Annotated in this window: 15 protein-coding genes; 6 read left to right on the top strand and 9 right to left on the bottom strand. The window is 62.1% G+C overall.

Going from position 1 to position 16,361, the window contains the following annotated elements; all coding sequences use genetic code 11:
• The first annotated feature begins 304 nt into the window (after nucleotides 1–304).
• The 6 genes from ISF28_RS31315 to cysS all read left to right on the top strand — a co-directional run bounded on the left by ISF28_RS31315 (nucleotide 305) and on the right by cysS (nucleotide 6,426).
• Nucleotides 305–754: an SMI1/KNR4 family protein gene (locus ISF28_RS31315; protein WP_198120138.1), complete on the top strand. Its 450-nt coding sequence runs from the start codon at nucleotides 305–307 to the stop codon at nucleotides 752–754.
• Between the two features lie 152 nt (nucleotides 755–906).
• Complete coding sequence (locus tag ISF28_RS26270) at nucleotides 907–1,146, top strand: hypothetical protein (RefSeq protein WP_198120137.1); 240 nt, start codon at nucleotides 907–909, stop codon at nucleotides 1,144–1,146.
• Between the two features lie 199 nt (nucleotides 1,147–1,345).
• Nucleotides 1,346–1,837, top strand: a complete 492-nt coding sequence (locus tag ISF28_RS26265; protein WP_198120136.1) for a GNAT family N-acetyltransferase — start codon at nucleotides 1,346–1,348, stop codon at nucleotides 1,835–1,837.
• A 1,482-nt stretch (nucleotides 1,838–3,319) separates the two neighbouring features.
• On the top strand, nucleotides 3,320–4,156 hold the full coding sequence (locus ISF28_RS26260; RefSeq protein WP_198120135.1) for a hypothetical protein: 837 nt from the start codon (nucleotides 3,320–3,322) through the stop codon (nucleotides 4,154–4,156).
• Nucleotides 4,157–4,177: 21 nt separating this feature from the next.
• Nucleotides 4,178–4,864: a hypothetical protein gene (locus ISF28_RS26255; RefSeq protein ID WP_198120134.1), complete on the top strand. Its 687-nt coding sequence runs from the start codon at nucleotides 4,178–4,180 to the stop codon at nucleotides 4,862–4,864.
• 182 nt (nucleotides 4,865–5,046) lie between these two features.
• Complete coding sequence (gene cysS, locus ISF28_RS26250; RefSeq protein ID WP_198120133.1) at nucleotides 5,047–6,426, top strand: cysteine--tRNA ligase; 1,380 nt, start codon at nucleotides 5,047–5,049, stop codon at nucleotides 6,424–6,426.
• A gap of 6 nt (nucleotides 6,427–6,432) precedes the next feature.
• Here cysS and ISF28_RS26245 read toward each other — a convergent pair whose 3' ends face one another.
• The 9 genes from ISF28_RS26245 to ISF28_RS26205 all read right to left on the bottom strand — a co-directional run bounded on the left by ISF28_RS26245 (nucleotide 6,433) and on the right by ISF28_RS26205 (nucleotide 16,245).
• On the bottom strand, nucleotides 6,433–7,206 hold the full coding sequence (locus tag ISF28_RS26245; RefSeq protein ID WP_198120132.1) for an enoyl-CoA hydratase: 774 nt from the start codon (nucleotides 7,204–7,206) through the stop codon (nucleotides 6,433–6,435).
• A gap of 72 nt (nucleotides 7,207–7,278) precedes the next feature.
• On the bottom strand, nucleotides 7,279–8,475 hold the full coding sequence (locus ISF28_RS26240) for an acetyl-CoA C-acyltransferase (RefSeq protein WP_198120131.1): 1,197 nt from the start codon (nucleotides 8,473–8,475) through the stop codon (nucleotides 7,279–7,281).
• Nucleotides 8,476–8,504: 29 nt separating this feature from the next.
• A complete protein-coding gene (locus ISF28_RS26235; RefSeq protein ID WP_198120130.1) occupies nucleotides 8,505–10,901 on the bottom strand; it encodes a 3-hydroxyacyl-CoA dehydrogenase/enoyl-CoA hydratase family protein in 2,397 nt (798 codons plus the stop codon).
• A gap of 34 nt (nucleotides 10,902–10,935) precedes the next feature.
• Complete coding sequence (locus ISF28_RS26230) at nucleotides 10,936–12,726, bottom strand: acyl-CoA dehydrogenase C-terminal domain-containing protein (protein WP_198120129.1); 1,791 nt, start codon at nucleotides 12,724–12,726, stop codon at nucleotides 10,936–10,938.
• A 35-nt stretch (nucleotides 12,727–12,761) separates the two neighbouring features.
• A complete protein-coding gene (locus ISF28_RS26225) occupies nucleotides 12,762–13,391 on the bottom strand; it encodes a TetR/AcrR family transcriptional regulator (protein ID WP_198120216.1) in 630 nt (209 codons plus the stop codon).
• Nucleotides 13,392–13,557: 166 nt separating this feature from the next.
• Entirely contained in the window at nucleotides 13,558–13,941 is a 384-nt protein-coding gene (locus ISF28_RS26220; protein WP_198120128.1) for an RNA-binding S4 domain-containing protein, read from the bottom strand.
• A gap of 14 nt (nucleotides 13,942–13,955) precedes the next feature.
• On the bottom strand, nucleotides 13,956–15,116 hold the full coding sequence (gene clsB, locus ISF28_RS26215) for a cardiolipin synthase ClsB (protein ID WP_198120127.1): 1,161 nt from the start codon (nucleotides 15,114–15,116) through the stop codon (nucleotides 13,956–13,958).
• Between the two features lie 2 nt (nucleotides 15,117–15,118).
• Nucleotides 15,119–15,946, bottom strand: a complete 828-nt coding sequence (locus tag ISF28_RS26210; RefSeq protein ID WP_198120126.1) for an endonuclease/exonuclease/phosphatase family protein — start codon at nucleotides 15,944–15,946, stop codon at nucleotides 15,119–15,121.
• A 104-nt stretch (nucleotides 15,947–16,050) separates the two neighbouring features.
• A complete protein-coding gene (locus ISF28_RS26205) occupies nucleotides 16,051–16,245 on the bottom strand; it encodes a hypothetical protein (protein ID WP_198120125.1) in 195 nt (64 codons plus the stop codon).
• Between the last annotated feature and the right edge of the window lie 116 nt (nucleotides 16,246–16,361).

Here is a 16,361-nt window from a genome sequence, read left to right as displayed (position 1 = left end):
ATCGGTTCAATGGCTAGAGCTCTCTTGTCGATAGCGATAACGATAGGTCCGCATGATCTCCCGGCCAGGGCTGGGCCTTGCGTTCTTGTTTTGGATGCTCGTGCCAGCACGCGGCGCACGAGGGGGGCGACGTTTGATGCGAAGGCAAAAAGCGGTACCGGTATGTCTGCTCAGGATCGGGGGCTGCCTGTCGTAACAATCGGAGAGTTTTCCTCGAGAGCGACCTGCTATCCTGAGCTGAACGGCCGAGTTCGGCCAAAAGCGGACATCGTTCGACGAGTTCAACGTAGGAAAGAGTAAACAAATGATAGGTGAACCTGAGCAGACGTTCTCAAACCGCCTCAGGAATGTAGAACATGCTATCGGTTCTACCTTGCCTCGGGACTACATTGAGTTACTCGAAAATGGCGTGCCTAAATACGATGTACCTCCAGTTGTTCCCTTCCGTGATGACGTATGGGATGTTCTGGATTTCTTCGAGCTGGGCGACGGTCCTAAATACGTTCAACTCGACGAGATGTGCCGGTTAGTATCTGACGTATTGCCACGATTTGCAGTCCCGATCGCTTCCGATCAAGCTGGTAATCTTTTTTGCCTTTATGTCGACGGCCCGCACTCTGGTCAAGTCGTTTGGTGGGACCACGAACGCGCAAGCGGTGACTACGACATAGAGGTCGTTTCGCCTTCCCTTTCTGCGTTCCTCAGTTCTATCCGGCAAGCCCCGGGAGACTCGGAACCAGGGCTTCGCAACTAGTTTTAATGTCCGCTTCGGGTCGGACTCGGCCGTTCGAGACGTTTGGTGATTTTTCCAGCTTGGCAACCTGTTATGCTGAGCTGACCGGCCGTGACCGGCCAGGGGCAGACGTTCGCTAGCCGTACCCTTTCGACCAATGACCAGCACACTTCATGGCCTTTTACATAGAAATTGTCAAGATCTCCGAAACCGCCGATGAAGCTATCTACGAGTTTTCAGATACGGAAGCCGGAAAGGGCGGGCTTAGACTCGACAAAGCGTCAGGTGATGTAACGGAAGTCATCGCGGCACCGGGTGATGTGCACGGACGCAGGTTTCAACGCGCCGCGGTTAAGGTGGTCCGGCATTGGAAGGAAGGACAGTTGCCGGACAAGACCTGTTGGGCATCATAGGCATGGATCGAATCACTTCGTTAGGTCCGCTTCGGGTCGGTTCCGCCGGTCGTGACAGTCCGTGATCATTGCAGATCAACGACCTGCTATGCTGAGCCGAACGGCCGAGACCGGCCAGAAGCGGTCGTTATCGACATTATGAATGTTGTCCCGATGTCATCTTCCTACGGTTTGTAGATCAGCAATTTTGAAGGATGTGATGCAAATTCGAATCACTGATGAGAAAGACTGGATGCTGTTGAAGCAAGTCCGGCTAGCAGCGCTCTCTGACGCACCGACAGCATTTGGAGTCAGTCATCAGACAGCCACTCAATACACCGACGAGCAGTGGAAAGAGCGAGCGTCGGCTAAGGACGGGCCAGAGTTCTGGTTAGCGTTTATGGATGGCGAGCCGGTTGGAATGATAGGTGGTGCAATCAGCGGTAGGCACCGCTATAACATGATCGGTATGTGGGTCGAGCCGCAGAGTCGAGGCTCAGGAATTGCTTCTCGTCTGGTTGAGGTAGTCAAAGCTCGCGCTTTACAGAAGGGGCATCGCCGCGTCTTTCTGGATGTTTCCCCTACCAATGAAAGAGCCGCCAACTTCTATCTCAAACAAGGTTTTTCTTTTATTGAGGAATACGAACCATTGGCAAGCCATCCGCAGATTACGGTTCAAACGATGGTATGGCCTTCGACTGATGGCATCTAGCGCCAGGCATGATCGTCAGGCGAACTTCCGCTTAGGGTCGGTTCCGGCCTGTCGTGACAGTTCGCGACTTTTCCAGTTCGGCAACCTGCTATGCTGAGTCGAACGGCCGGGTTCGGCCAAGAGCGGCCGTTCTGGTATCACTTTCGTTGCGTCTAGCGACTGAACATCAGCTAGACTGAACCAATCCAAACCACTCTCATCAATCATGCAATCAACAGGCAGAAGGCTCGCCGTGATCAGCATGCTCCTGTTGGCAGGCGCTGCATTGGCTCAGGCATCGCGGGCAGACAAGCCCATCGAATCAGTGCACCGCGTGGGGCCGAATGGCTTTGAAGGTTGGACAGAGAGATACCCTTTGGCGGACGGTCAGAGCTCCCCGGCCAACTTGGTTATCGCCCAGCGAAAGCATGTTATCCGTCGAATCCAAGGAGATCCGTTTGTATGGAGATGGATGTTTTGGGAAAACGGAAAACAGGTCGCCTACGAGACTGGATCGTTGCACTTCAACATGGCATGCAGGCTGGTCGAGATCGCAAGTGGCCGACAACTAGCCAGTCTGGATTGCTATCGCGACCTTGCCGAGGAGGCCCCTGCATGGGCGAAAGCCTTACGGAACGGCAAGTAAATTTGCAATCGCACTGCGCAGCGACAATACGCCAAGCCCGCTGCCCAATCCAATGCTATCGAATGACCGAAATGGGGCGAATCCGGACTGTCATGGGTTAGCCTACCTCGTCCGACCTGGGCGCACGCAATCCATACTTTCGCACGCTAAAGTGGCTGTCCGGAAGCCTTTTCTTGCATGCTATGCGACTATGTCATTACACTGGCCGTCTGCCAAGGACCGTATGCGACCAGGAACGGACGTTATGGCAAACCCGAATAAGGAACAAGTATGTCGACACGCACCAAGCTCGTAATAGCCAACGTGCTGATGTGCGCAGGGGTGGTTCCTTTGGCGTTCCTTGTCGTGTGGCTATTGGGGATCTTGACCTGGACACCCGGTCACCGAGCAATCATCCCGATAATGGATCCGCTCAGTATGATCGGTCCGCTCGCTCTGAGTTTCATCTTTACGGCAGCGGTCGCGGGCACAAGTGCAGCTTGGTCATGGGATTTAGTACGAGCAAACCCTCAAAGCCGCTCGCGAGTAGCTCTAGGATTGCGTTGGATGACTGCGGCGTTACTGGTCAGCCCGTTCGCGCTTCTTCTGGCGAAGTTTCTGCAACCGTAAACCCATCGGTGAAAGGTCCGTATTGGTCGACAGCTTCCGGCCGCCGTCGGGCAACAACCAACCTTTCGGCACCGTCATGCCTAAGTGGAACAGAACAGATTACGAGAAGATCAAAACCTCGCGCCCTGAAGACAGATTGTTTGCAAACGCCGGACGAATCCATATACGGACTGTCGCGATTTAGAACTCCTAACAAAAAAACCTGTGTCAGTGGGCACATCCATTTATCAATACAGCTAATTTCCAGCATGAACCGTATCCGACTAGCCGCTATTTTATTGGTGATGACAATAACCTTGCCGTCATTCCCCGCCCTGGCGAAAAGCATTCCTTCTGGTATGAATTGCACCGAGATCAAGGGTCTCGCCCCATACCTGCGCAGTCACCGAGTGGTTATGTTTGGCGAGGGGCACGGGACGAAGGAAATGCCAGAGACGTTTCTGCGTGTCGTCTGCAGCGCACTCAGCAAAGGCATGAGCGTCGCCGTGGGCCTCGAAATGCCTGTTGACCTGAGCGAGTCGCTAAAGGCATATATGCGTTCGACGGGTGACCAGTCGGCGCGAGCGTCGCTCCTGCAGGCCGATTTTTGGAAACTCGGCGAGGACGGACGCGCGAGCCTGGCCATGGTCGAGATGATCGAAGGCTTCCGCCGGTTGGGGCAAGCGGGGTATCCGATATCGATCTTCGCCATGCAGGGTAGCGGGAGAGACTGGCACATCAACAATGACGGAAAAATGGCCGCCAAGATTCGCGCCGAATACAGTGCCCGCCCTGAGTCACTCATACTGACCTTGACTGGCAATGTTCACAATATGAAAGTGAAGCCAGAATGGTTTCCCCCCGAGCTTCCGGCACCAATTCCTACCCATATCACTGACTTGAACCCTGCGACATTCAATCTGAGCTCGACGGGCGGAAGTGCCTGGAGCTGTACGGAGACATGTGGGATTCATTCTGTGCCAGTGCAGGCGAACGACAATGTCTTCGTGGTCCGGGAATCCGGTCTGAAGGATGCGTATACCGGCGACATCAGTGTGGGACGGACCACAGCCTCGCCTCCGGCCGTGGTCGCTAACGGCCCATAGTCGTTCTAGCAGGCCACCTCGATGCAAGACAATCCAGGCGCTGCCGTCGACGCCCCTGCCCGCAACCAGCCGCAGGTCCGGTCCGCCGCCCACGTGCTGATCGTCTTCGGGATTCTGGAACTGATCTACGGCCAGTACACTGCGCCTCCTGGGCAGATCAAGCTCGATGTCATGTTGCTGGCTGCCGGGTTACTACTCTATTTCGGGGGCGCCAAGGTCATTGCGGCAATACGCTGGATTGCCGTTTTCACCGTCGTTCCCGCAGTAACGTTGCCTGTACAGCAGGCACTGTTGGCCCCGCTCGAGCTGACCAAAGTGCAGCTTCGCCTGTATCCGGGCCAATTCATCTTGTTTTTCGTGCCGCTCATTGTGACCGCAGCGGTAGTATCAGTGGTCGCGTGGCGGCTCAACAGCGAGCCGGTCAGAGCAATGCTACGTGCGAATGGGAGGGTGCCGAGCCGCTTGACCATCCCTGTTGTTCTCGGCGTATTGGTCGCGACTGCCGGCACCGCCATTCTGGTCAACATGCTCCATGGTCCGGATGCGGCGCAAGCTGCCAAGATAGCGGAAACACGGTTTGGAGCGAAGTACAAGTACTTCACCAATCGGCTCAACGTGGTGAACGCTAACGGCACGACTGTGTACGCGACCGTGCAAATGTGGAACGACAAGGAAGCACTACAGGTGCCGGTGTATTGGCGCCGATAGTTGCATCGATTTCGTCTGGCCTACAGCACCATGCTACACCGCCCCCATGCATAAACACCCGAACAACGTTGGAGCATGTCGCCGGCGGCCCTAGAAGCCTGCCGATTGCATTTTCACATCCACAGTTTCTATGGGCCACAGCGAGAACCGTCTCCTGTGGCCTTTTCGTTTTTGGAGCACCGATGGAACTGACGCTGTACGACACCTACGAGCGGCGGCTGCGCCCTTTCACGAGCCTGGAACCCGGCCGCGCCGGCCTGTACGCGTGCGGGCCGACCGTCTACGACTACGCCCACATCGGCAACCTGCGCACCTACCTGTTCGGCGACACGCTGCGCCGCGTGCTCCAGCTGAACGGTTTCGAGGCCCGGCACGTCGTCAACATCACGGACGTCGGCCACCTGACGTCCGATGCCGACAGCGGCGAGGACAAGATGGAAAAGGGCAGCCGGCGCACCGGGCGGTCGGCGTGGGAGATCGCGGCCTACTACACCCAGGCCTTCCTGCGCGACCTGGAGCGCCTGCGCATCCTGGCGCCGACCGTGTGGACGCGCGCGACCGACCACATTCCCGAACAGATCGATTTCATCGCCGGCATCGAGCGCGCCGGCTTCACTTACCGGACATCGGACGGCATCTATTTCGACACCGCGCGCCTGGAGCGCTACGGCCACCTGGCCCGGCTCGACATCGCCGGCCTGCGCGCCGGGCATCGCGTCGACCTCGGCGAAAAACGCGCACCCACCGACTTCGCGCTCTGGAAATTCATCGGCGACGCGACGCGCCAGATGGAATGGGACAGTCCGTGGGGCGGCGGCTTCCCCGGCTGGCACATCGAGTGCTCCGCGATGTCGACGCGCTACCTCGGCGCGCTGTTCGACATCCACGTCGGCGGCGAAGACCACGTGCCGGTCCACCACTCGAACGAGATCGCCCAGCACGAGGCCTGCCACGGCCATCCGCCGGCACGCTACTGGCTGCATGGCGCCTTCCTGCGGCTGCAGGACAGCGACAAGATGTCCAAGTCCGACGGCAGCTTCATCCGGCTCGACAGCCTGCTGGCGCGCGGCTTCGATCCGCTGGCCTACCGCTACCTCGCGTTGACCGCCCACTACCGCTCGAAGCTCGTCTTTTCGTGGACGGCGCTGGAGGCGGCGCAGACGGCGCTCGGGCGCTTGCGGCGGGCCTATCATCAGCTGCCTTCCGGCGGCACGCTCGACGCGGCGATGCGGGAACGGATGCTGGCGGCGCTCAACGATGACCTGAACACGCCCGGCGCATTGGCGCTGGCATGGGAAGTGCTGAAATCCGATCTGCCGGGCGCCGTGCAGAAGGCGACGCTGGCCTGGCTGGACGAGGCGCTGGGCCTCGGCCTGGACACGTGGCGCCCGGAAGCGCGCGCCGTGCCGGACGCCGTGCTGGCGCTGATCGACGCGCGCCAGCGGGCCCGCGCGGAACGGCGATGGGCGGATGCGGATGCCTTGCGCGCGGAGATCGAGGCCGCCGGCTTCGCCGTCCGCGACACGGCCGCGGGGCCGGTCGCGGAACCGGTCCCCGCGTGAAGCGGGTCAGTCGAACTTGCTGAAGTCCGGCTTGCGCTTTTCAAAGAACGCGGTGAAGGCTTCCTTGGCCTCGCCCCCGGTCAGCATCGCGCTGAAGCGTTCGTTCTCCGCCGCGATGGTGTCTTTCACCAGCGCCGCGCGCGAACGCTTCATGAGGGCCTTCGTCGTGCGGATCGACGCGGCCGGCAGTTTCACGAGCTTGGCGGCCTGGCCTTGCGCGAACGCGAGCAGGTCGGCGGCCGGCAGCACTTTCGCCACGATGCCCATCTCGAACGCCTCCTGCGCGCCGAACGGTTCGCCCAGCATCAGCTTTTCCGCGGCGCGCGTGTAGCCGGCCGATTGCGCGACGAGCAGCGACGACGCGAATTCCGGGCACAGGCCCAGCTGCGAGAACGGCATCGAGAACTTGGCGTTGTCGGCGCAGTAGACGAGGTCGCAGTGCATCAGCAAGGTCGTGCCGATGCCGACGGCGGCGCCGGCGACGGCCGCGACCACGGGCTTGCCGCAGCCTTCCAGCGCGCGCATGAACTGGAACACGGGACGCGATTCCGTCATCGCGCCTTCGCCCACATTGTGCAGGAAGTCTTCCAGGTCGTTACCGGCCGTGAAGATCTCGGGCTTGCCCGTGATGAGGATGGCGCGGATCTGCGGGTCGGCGTCGGCGGCGCGCAGCGCGTCGGCCAACATCGTGTACATGGCGCCCGTGATCGCGTTCTTGCGTTCGGGGCGGTTGAATTCGAGGGTAAGGATGCCGTCGGCCGTGGTGCTCAGGATGTCCATTCAGTGTCTCCGTTGTATAAAAAAGGGCGCTGCGGTTGTGCCACAGCGCCCCTTCCGTTTACGACGTGTGGATTACACGCGTTCGATGATGCCCGCCGCGCCCATGCCGGCGCCGACGCACATGGTGACCATGCCGTACTTCAGGTTGTTGCGGCGCAGGGCGTGGACGACGGTCGCGGCGCGGATCGCACCGGTGGCGCCCAGCGGGTGGCCCAGGGCGATCGCGCCGCCCATCGGGTTCACTTTGCTGGTGTCCAGGTTCAGGTCGCGGATGACGGCCAGTGCCTGTGCCGCGAAGGCCTCGTTCAGTTCGATCCAGTCCAGCTGGTCCTGGGTGATGCCGGCGGCGGCGCACGCCGCGGGGATCGCGACCTTCGGGCCGATGCCCATGATCTCCGGCGGCACGCCGCGCACGGCGAACGAGGAGAACTTGGCCAGCGGGGTCAGGTTGTGCTCACGCAGGATCTTTTCGCTGACGACGATCAGCGCGCCGGCGCCGTCCGACATCTGCGACGACGTCGCGGCCGTCACGCTGCCCTTGGCGGCGAACACCGGCTTGAGCTTCGCCATGCCTTCCATGCTGGCGTCGGCGCGCGGGCCTTCGTCCAGGTCGACGGTGCGGCGCTTGACCTTGATCTCGCCCGTCGCCAGGTCCGGCGTGCGGGTGACGATTTCCACCGGCGTGATCTCGTCCTTGAAGAAGCCGGCCAGCTGGGCGGCGATGGCCTTGCGGTGCGATTCCAGGCCGAACGCGTCCTGGTCTTCGCGGCTCACCTTCCACTGGGCGGCGACCTTCTCGGCCGTCAGGCCCATGCCGTAGGCCAGGCCCACGTTCTCGTCCTCGAATACGCGCATGTTGATCGACGGGTGGTGGCCCATCATCGGCACCATCGACATCGATTCGACGCCGCCGGCGATCATCACGTCGGCCTCGCCGACGCGGATGCGGTCCGCGGCCATGGCCAGCGCCGTGATGCCCGACGCGCAGTAGCGGTTGACGGTGACGCCGCCGACGGTGGTCGGCAGGCCGGCCATCACGACGGCCTGGCGCGCCACGTTGAAGCCCTGCTCCGCTTCCGGGAACGAGCAGCCGACGATGGCGTCGACGATCACGGCCGGGTCCAGGTTCGGCACGGCGGCCATCGCGCCCTTGATCGCGGCGATCAGGAGGTCGTCCGGACGGGTCTTGTTGAAGAAGCCGCGCGGCGCCTTGCCGATCGGGGTGCGGGTCGCCGCGACGATGTATGCGTCTTGAAGTTGTTTGCTCATGTCAGTAGTCCTTGTTGTCCGCGCCGCGATCAGTTACGTACCGGTTTACCGTTTTGCATCATGCCCATGATGCGTTCCTGGGTCTTCGGATTGTTCAGCAGCGAGACGAATGCACGGCGTTCCATGTCGAGCAGCCACTGCTCGGACACGACGCTACCCTGGTCGATGTCGCCACCGGAGACGATCTCCGCGATCGTGTCGCCCAGGTGGTAGTCGTAGGCCGAAATGAAGCCGCCGTCGCGCATGTTGACCAGCTGGCCGCGGATCGTTCCCCAGCCATAGCGGCCGGTGACGGTGACCGGACGGCGCAGCGGTGCGCGGTAGCCGGCATCGAACATCGAGCGCGCGGTGACCTTCGCCACGTGCAGCAGTTCGTACGGGTTGAAGACGATGACGTCGTCGTCCTTCAGGTAGCCCATCGCCTTCGCTTCCAGGGCCGATTTCGACACCTGCGCGGTGGCCGCGTTGGTGAAGCCGGTCTTGAGGAATTGCAGGATGTCGTTGCCCTTCGATTCATTGGCCGCGCGCACTGCCGCTTCCTTCAGGCCGCCGCCGGCCGGCACCAGGCCGACGCCCACTTCCACGAGGCCGATGTACGACTCGATCGAGGCGACGCGCTTCGACGCGTGCAGCGCCATCTCGCAGCCGCCGCCCAAGGCGAGACCCGCCACCGCGGCCACGACCGGGATGTTCGAGTATTTCATCGCCATGAACGTGTCCTGCAGTTCCTTGACGATCGGGTCCATCGCTTTCGCGCCGCCCGCCATGAAGGCCGGCAGGGCCGATTGCAGGTCGGCGCCGGCCGAGAACGGGCCGCCGTCCGCCGCATCGGCATTCCAGATCACGATGCCCTTGTAGCCCTTCTCCGCTTCCGCCAGCGCGCGCTGGATGCCCTTGATGACGCCGTCGCCGATCACGTGCATCTTCGTCTTCAGCGAGATGACCAGCACCTCGTCGCCCGAGTGCCACAGGCGCACGGAGTCGTCTTCGAACACGGTGGTGCCCGCGGTCTTCGGATCGTCGCGACCGCTTCCCACGACCGGGGCACGGAATTGCTGGCGCTTGTAGACCGGCAGGTCGGAACGCGGCACGTAGGCGTTCTTCGTGACGGAGTACGAACCTTCAGGCGTGTGCACGCCCTTCTCCGCGACCGGCGCGCTGAACACCCACGCGGGCAGCGGTGCATCGGTCAGGGCCTTGCCGGCCTCGATGTCTTCCTTGACCCACTGGGCGATGGTGTTCCAGCCGGCGGCCTGCCACGTCTCGAACGGGCCGACGCTCCAGCCGAAGCCCCAGCGCATCGCGAAGTCCACGTCGCGCGCGTTGTCGGCGATCGAATCCAGGTGGAAGGCGATGTAGTGGAAGGCGTCGCGGAAGATCGCCCACAGGAACTGCGCCTGCGGGTTGGTCGATTCGCGCATCGCCTTGAATTTCTTGACCGGGTCCTTCTCTTTCAGGATACGCGCGACGATGTCGGCGGCCTTGGCGCCGCCCGGCACGTATTCGCCGGTGGCGGTGTCCAGGCGCAGGATGTCCTTGCCGACCTTTTTATAGAAGCCGGCGCCGGTCTTCTGGCCCAGCGCGCCCTTTTCGATCAGCTTGGCCAGCACGTCCGGCGTCTTGTACACGCCGAAGAACGGGTCGTCCTTCAGGTTGTCCTGCATGGTCTTGATGACGTGGCCCATCGTGTCCAGGCCGACGACGTCCGCCGTGCGGAACGTGCCCGACTTGGCGCGGCCCAGCTTCGCGCCGGTCAGGTCGTCGACGACGTCCACGGACAGGCCGAACTTCTCGGCTTCGTGGATCGTGGCCAGCATGCCGAAGATGCCGACGCGGTTAGCGATGAAGTTCGGCGTGTCCTTCGCGCGCACGACGCCCTTGCCCAGCGTGGAGGTCAGGAACGTTTCGAGCTGGTCCAGGATCTCCGGCTTCGTGGCGGCGGTCGGGATCAGTTCGACCAGGTGCATGTAGCGCGGCGGGTTGAAGAAGTGCACGCCGCAGAAGCGCGATTTCAGTTCGGCGTCGAAGCCTTCGGCCAGCTTTTCGATCGACAGGCCCGACGTGTTCGACGCGAAGATGGCGTTCGCGCCGATGTGCGGCGCGACCTTCTTGTACAGGTCGTGCTTCCAGTCCATGCGCTCGGCGATGGCTTCGATGATCAGGTCGCAGCCGGCCAGCACGTCGAGGTTGTCCTCGTAGTTGGCGACTTCGATCAGCGCGGCGTCGTCCTTGTTGCCCAGCGGGGCCGGCGACAGTTTTTTCAGGTTCTCGATGGCCTTCAGGACGATGCCGTTCTTGTTACCGTCCTTGGCCGGCAGGTCGAACAGCACGACCGGGACCTTGGCGTTGACGCAGTGCGCAGCGATCTGCGCGCCCATCACGCCGGCGCCCAGCACGGCGACTTTCTTGACGATGAAATTAGTCATCTCTCGTAATCCTTAATGTGGTGATGGTGCGTATTTAGAACAGGTCTGCGTCCAGCGCCAGCAGGTTGCTTGCCCCCGAACGCGCCTGGCGGATCAGCATCGCGGTTTCCGGATACAGGCGGGCGAAGTAGAAGCGTGCGGTCGCCAGTTTCGATTCGTAGAACTTGTCGCCCGAATCCTTCTTGGCCAGCGCGATCTTCGCCATCTGCGCGAAGAAGTACGAGAACACCAGGTGGCCCACGACGCGCAGGTAAGGCACGGCGGCGGCGCCCACTTCGTCCTGGTTCTGGAAGGCCTTCATGCCGATTTCCATCGTCAGCTTGCCGACCTTCTCGCCCAGTTCGCCCAGCGGGCTCACGAATTCGGACATCTGCTCGTCCAGGCCGTTGTCTTCGACGAACGCCTTGACCTTCTCGCCGAAGGCGCGCAGCTTGGCGCCGTTGTCCATCAGGATCTTACGGCCCAGCAGGTCGAGCGACTGCACGGTGTTCGTGCCTTCGTAGATCATGTTGATGCGGGCGTCGCGCACGTACTGCTCCATGCCCCACTCGCTGATGTAGCCGTGGCCGCCGTACACCTGCATCGCTTCCGACGTGGCGATCCAGCCGTTGTCGGTGATGAAGGCCTTCACGACCGGGGTCAGGAGGGCGACTTCGTCGGCGGCTTCCTTGCGGACTTCCTCGTCCGGGTGGTTCAGTTCGCGGTCGATCTGCAGCGCGACGTACGACGTCAGGGCGCGCGCGCCTTCCGCATAGGCTTTCGCGGTCAGCAGCATGCGGCGCACGTCCGGGTGGACGATGATCGGGTCGGCCGGCTTGTCCGGGGCCTTCGGGCCCGACAGGCTGCGCATCTGGATGCGGTCTTTCGCATACACGAGCGCGTTCTGGTACGCGACTTCCGTCAGGCCCAGCGACTGCATGCCGACGCCCAGGCGAGCCGCGTTCATGAACACGAACATCGCGTTCAGGCCCTTGTGCGGCTGGCCGATCAGGGTGCCGATGGCGCCGTCCAGGTTCATCTGGCAGGTGGCGTTGCCGTGGATGCCCATCTTTTCTTCGATGGCGCCGCAGAAGATCGGGTTGCGCGCGCCGATCGAACCGTCGGCGTTCGGCAGGAATTTCGGCACGAGGAACAGCGAGATGCCTTTCGAGCCTTCCGGCGCGTCCGGCAAGCGGGCCAGCACCAGATGGACGATGTTTTCCGACATGTCGTGCTCGCCGGCCGAGATGAAGATCTTCGAGCCGGTGATTTTATAGGTGCCGTCGGCCTGCGGTTCGGCCTTCGTGCGCAGCAGGCCCAGGTCGGTGCCGCAGTGCGCTTCGGTCAGGCACATCGTGCCGGTCCATTCGCCCGAGACGAGCTTCGGCAGGTAGAATTTTTTCTGGTCGTCGGTGCCGTGTTCCTTCAGGCACTCGTACGCGCCGTGCGACAGGCCCGGGTACATGGTCCATGCCTGGTTCGACGAATTCAGCATCTCGTAGAACGAGTTGTTCAGCGAGACCGGCAGGCCCTGGCCGCCGTATTCCGCATCGCAGGCCAGCGCGGCCCAGCCGCCTTCCACATACTGTTTATAGGCTTCCTTGAAACCCTTGGGCGTGGTGACGGTCTTGGCGGCGGCGTCGAAGTGGCAGCCTTCGCGGTCGCCGCTGTGGTTCAGCGGGAACAGCACTTCCTGCGTGAATTTCGCGCCCTCTTCCAGCACCTGGTTGATGATATCGGCGTCGATCTCCTGGTACGCCGGCAGGTTCTTGAATTCTTCGGTGACGTTCAGGAACTCGTGCAGAACGAACTGCATATCCCGAAGTGGCGCGACGTACTGACCCATGGTTGTTCTCCTGACAGGTAAATATTTGGTATGGATTACTGAGCGCGGACGGTATCCGCCTGGCTGCTTTGCTTATTGGGATTGCGGTAATCTTCGATCAGGCGCGCAAAGCCGCGGTGCGCGCGGTCGACGGCGCCCGGGATGCGCAGGAAGCGCGCATCGTGGTGCACTGCCAGCACGAGGCCGTACATCTCGTAGACGAGTTGCTCGGGATCCGTCTCCGCCTTCAGGTCGCCGCATTCGATCGCCTGTTGCGCGCAGCGCAGCAGGGCGCCCTGCCACGTGCGGACCATGGCGACGAGTTCTTCGCGGATCGGGCCCGGGCGGTCGTCGTACTCGACGGCGCCGCTGATATAGATGCAGCCGGATGCGATCTCGACCGACACGCGCTGGAGCCAGCGGTTGAACATCGCCTCCAGGCGCGGCAGGCCGCGGGCTTCCTTGAGGCTGGGGAAGAAGACTTCCTGCTCGAAGCGGCGGTGGTACAGCTTGAGCACGTCGATCTGCAGGTCTTCGCGCGAACCGAAGTGGGCGAAGACGCCCGATTTGCTCATGTTCATGCGGTCGGCCAGCAGGCCGATCGTCAGGCCTTCGAGACCGTCGCGGCTGGCGAGCTCGAGCGCAACATCGAGGATGGCGGCCCGCGTCATCTCGCCTTTGCGCATGCTCATCGATTTAGCTGTCGTATTAATAATATGCCTCGCGTAAGAGAGGATTTCATCTGACCGAAAAAATCCGAACGCTCGTACTATTATCTACCAGCCGTGAAATGTCAAACGGGAACTTAGAGGCACCGTTCTAGTGCCTTGGTCGCAACACGCGGCGGGCGGGTCAGCCGCCGGCGCGGGTCAGGGCGCGACGGTCGCGCTTGGTCGGGCGGCCCTTGATCGTGCTGCCCGGTTCGGGGAACAAGCGTCGTGCCTCTTGGTCGTTTTCGCGGCGCACGATGCTCTCCTCCGTCTCGCGGTACAGCGCCTGGGCGACGGGGGCCGGGCCCCGCTTGTCGGACAGGCCCAGCACGACCACTTCCCAGCGATTCGAACCGTTGTCGATGAAAATCTTATCATCGACTTTGACCGAGCGGGCAGGTTTGACGGGTTCGCCGCCGATCCGCACGCGTCCCCGGTCCACGGCATCCGCCGCCAGCGAGCGCGTCTTGAAGAAACGCGCCGCCCACAGCCATTTGTCGATCCTTACGTTGTCATTGTCCGTCATATTGTCATATCCAGTCATGCGTAGCCGATCGCGACGACCCGCATGGTCATTTTATAGAGAAGATAGGCCATTTCGTGGCCGCAGCGGCGCACCCAACTCACCGCCCGCAAATCCTCGAAGCCGATCGGCACGCCGTCGGCGACGCCCAGCTCGATCTGGCGGGCCAGCGCCGAGGCAAAGCGCGCGTCGCGCACGACGACGTTCGCCTCCTGGTTGACGAACAGCGACAACCCGTCGCAATTGCTGGACCCGACCGTGGCCCAGTTGTCGTCCACGACGGCAACCTTGGCATGCAGCTGGGTCTTGCGGTACTCGACGATGCGGACCCCGGCCGCCAGCAGCTGCGGGTAGAACGACGAGGCGACGGCGTCCTGCATGCGGAATTCGCCCACGCCGATCATCAGGCAGACGTCGACGCCGCGCCGCGCCGCCCGGCACAGCGCGTCGCGGAATTTGCGGCCCGGCGCGAAATACGGCGTGGCCATCAGCACGCGCTTGCGCGCGCGGCCGATCGCCTGCAGATAGGCGCGCTGGATCGTGCGGCGGTTGCGCAGGTTGTCGCGCACGACGAACGCGGCGCGCATCGGGTGGTCGCCCAGCGCGGCCGGCTGCTTGCGCATTTCGCGGAACAGGTTGATGCGCCGCACGAGGGGCAGGTGGCCAGCGCGCGTCCACTGCGCTTGCGCCTCGCGGTGGATTTCCGCCACGAGCGGCCCGCGCACGCATACGGCGAAATCCCAGCGGGGCGCCGGCAACGGGGCGTGCGGCTCGTAGTCGTGCAGGTTGTCGTCGTTCGTGTTGATGCCGCCGACGAACGCGACCTGGCGGTCCATCACCGCGATCTTGCGATGGCTGCGCGCGGCGCCCCGCTTGAACCACGGATTGAACATGCGGTAGTGCACGCATACCGGGCCGAACACTTCCTTCAGCCTGCACGCGACACGGTTGCCGGTGCCGAACCAGTCGGCCAGCACGCGCACCTTGACGCCGCGCTTCGCGGCGCGGATCAGCGCATCCGTGACGACGCGCGCCGTGTCGTCGTCGGCATAGATATAGGTTTCGTACAGGATCTCGTGCTGGGCCGCATCGATCGCGGCCAGCAGGGTCGGGAAATAAGTGCTGCCGCTTTCGAGGAGGGTGACGTCGTTGTTGGCTACATAAGTAACGGTGCGCATCGCTATGACAGCTGCAGGTTGGCCACGATCGGTGCGTGGTCAGACAGGCGCGCCCATTGGGGGCCGTGCAGCACTTCGGCATGCTCGACCTGGAAGCCGCGCACATAGATCCGGTCGAGCCGGAACCAGGGCAGCGCGGCAGGAAACGTCCGCGCCGGCACCAGGCGCTTTTCGCGCCCGGCCGCATTCCGGACGATATCACTGATTCGCGCGCCGAACCGCGCCGGCCGCTCCAGTTCATCGAATACCTCAACGACGCCCAGCTTGAGGCGCAGGCATTCGCTCAGGGTATTGCGCCAATCGTTGAAGTCGCCCGCGATGATGACGGGTTCGCCATGCGGTGCGGATTCCTCCACGCAATTGATCAGCGCCTCCGTCTGACGCCGGCGGCTGCCTTCGAACAAGCCCAGGTGGACGACGTAGCAGTGGACGTTGCAGGACGGCGTCTCCAGCACGCAATGCAGGATGCCGCGCTGTTCGTAGGCGTGGTCGGAAATGTCGTGGTTGCGGGTATTCGAGATCGCAAAACCGGACAGGAGCGCATTGCCGTGATGGCCGTGGTCGTATACGGCGTTCATGCCATATGCGGCATGCAGGTTTTCGCCGGCAAAGAATTCGTGCTGGGCCTTTTCCGGCCAGTGGTGATGGGGGCTGCGCACCTTTTCGCCGTAGCGGACCTGGTAGCGGTCGTGCCGCCCCTGCACTTCCTGCAGGAACACGACGTCCGCATCGAACGCGCCGATGGCTTTTTTCAGCGCCAACACGCGCGGCGTACTACGAAAGGAAGAGACGCCCTTGTGGATGTTGTAGGTCGCAACACGGATTTTCATGGGAACATTGTAACCCCATCAGTCCATGCTTTTCGCGGGCGAGGAGCGCAATCGTGCGCGGGCGCCTTCTCCGGCTTTTGGCCGGAAAAGGCGTTGAGGAAAGCTCAGGGGGCAACGGCTGCACGCCTGAATTCGCCGGTCGGCAGAGGACGCGCTTCGGGCGGGATGACGGGGTCGCGGTAAACCGGGTTGGTGCGTAGCGGGCCCATCAGGCGAAGACCGCTTAATAGCTCGATGCACAGGTAATCGTTATCGACGCCAACGTCCTTGACCTTCTGCTCGTGTCTGCGTTCGCTCATGATTCCTCCCTTGTTGGACATTGCTAAAATGAAAAGTCGTTACAAACGACCTGTGGACCTTAATAAAATCATTTCTCACTGTCAAACGAACGAATATATTGTGCGAATCGAAATTT

It is taken from the genome of Massilia rhizosphaerae (genome assembly GCF_016093545.1).
In the GTDB taxonomy this organism is placed as follows: domain Bacteria; phylum Pseudomonadota; class Gammaproteobacteria; order Burkholderiales; family Burkholderiaceae_D; genus Telluria; species Telluria rhizosphaerae.
Note: the sequence above shows the minus strand (reverse complement) of the source record. Positions and strands in the feature narration are given on the sequence as shown.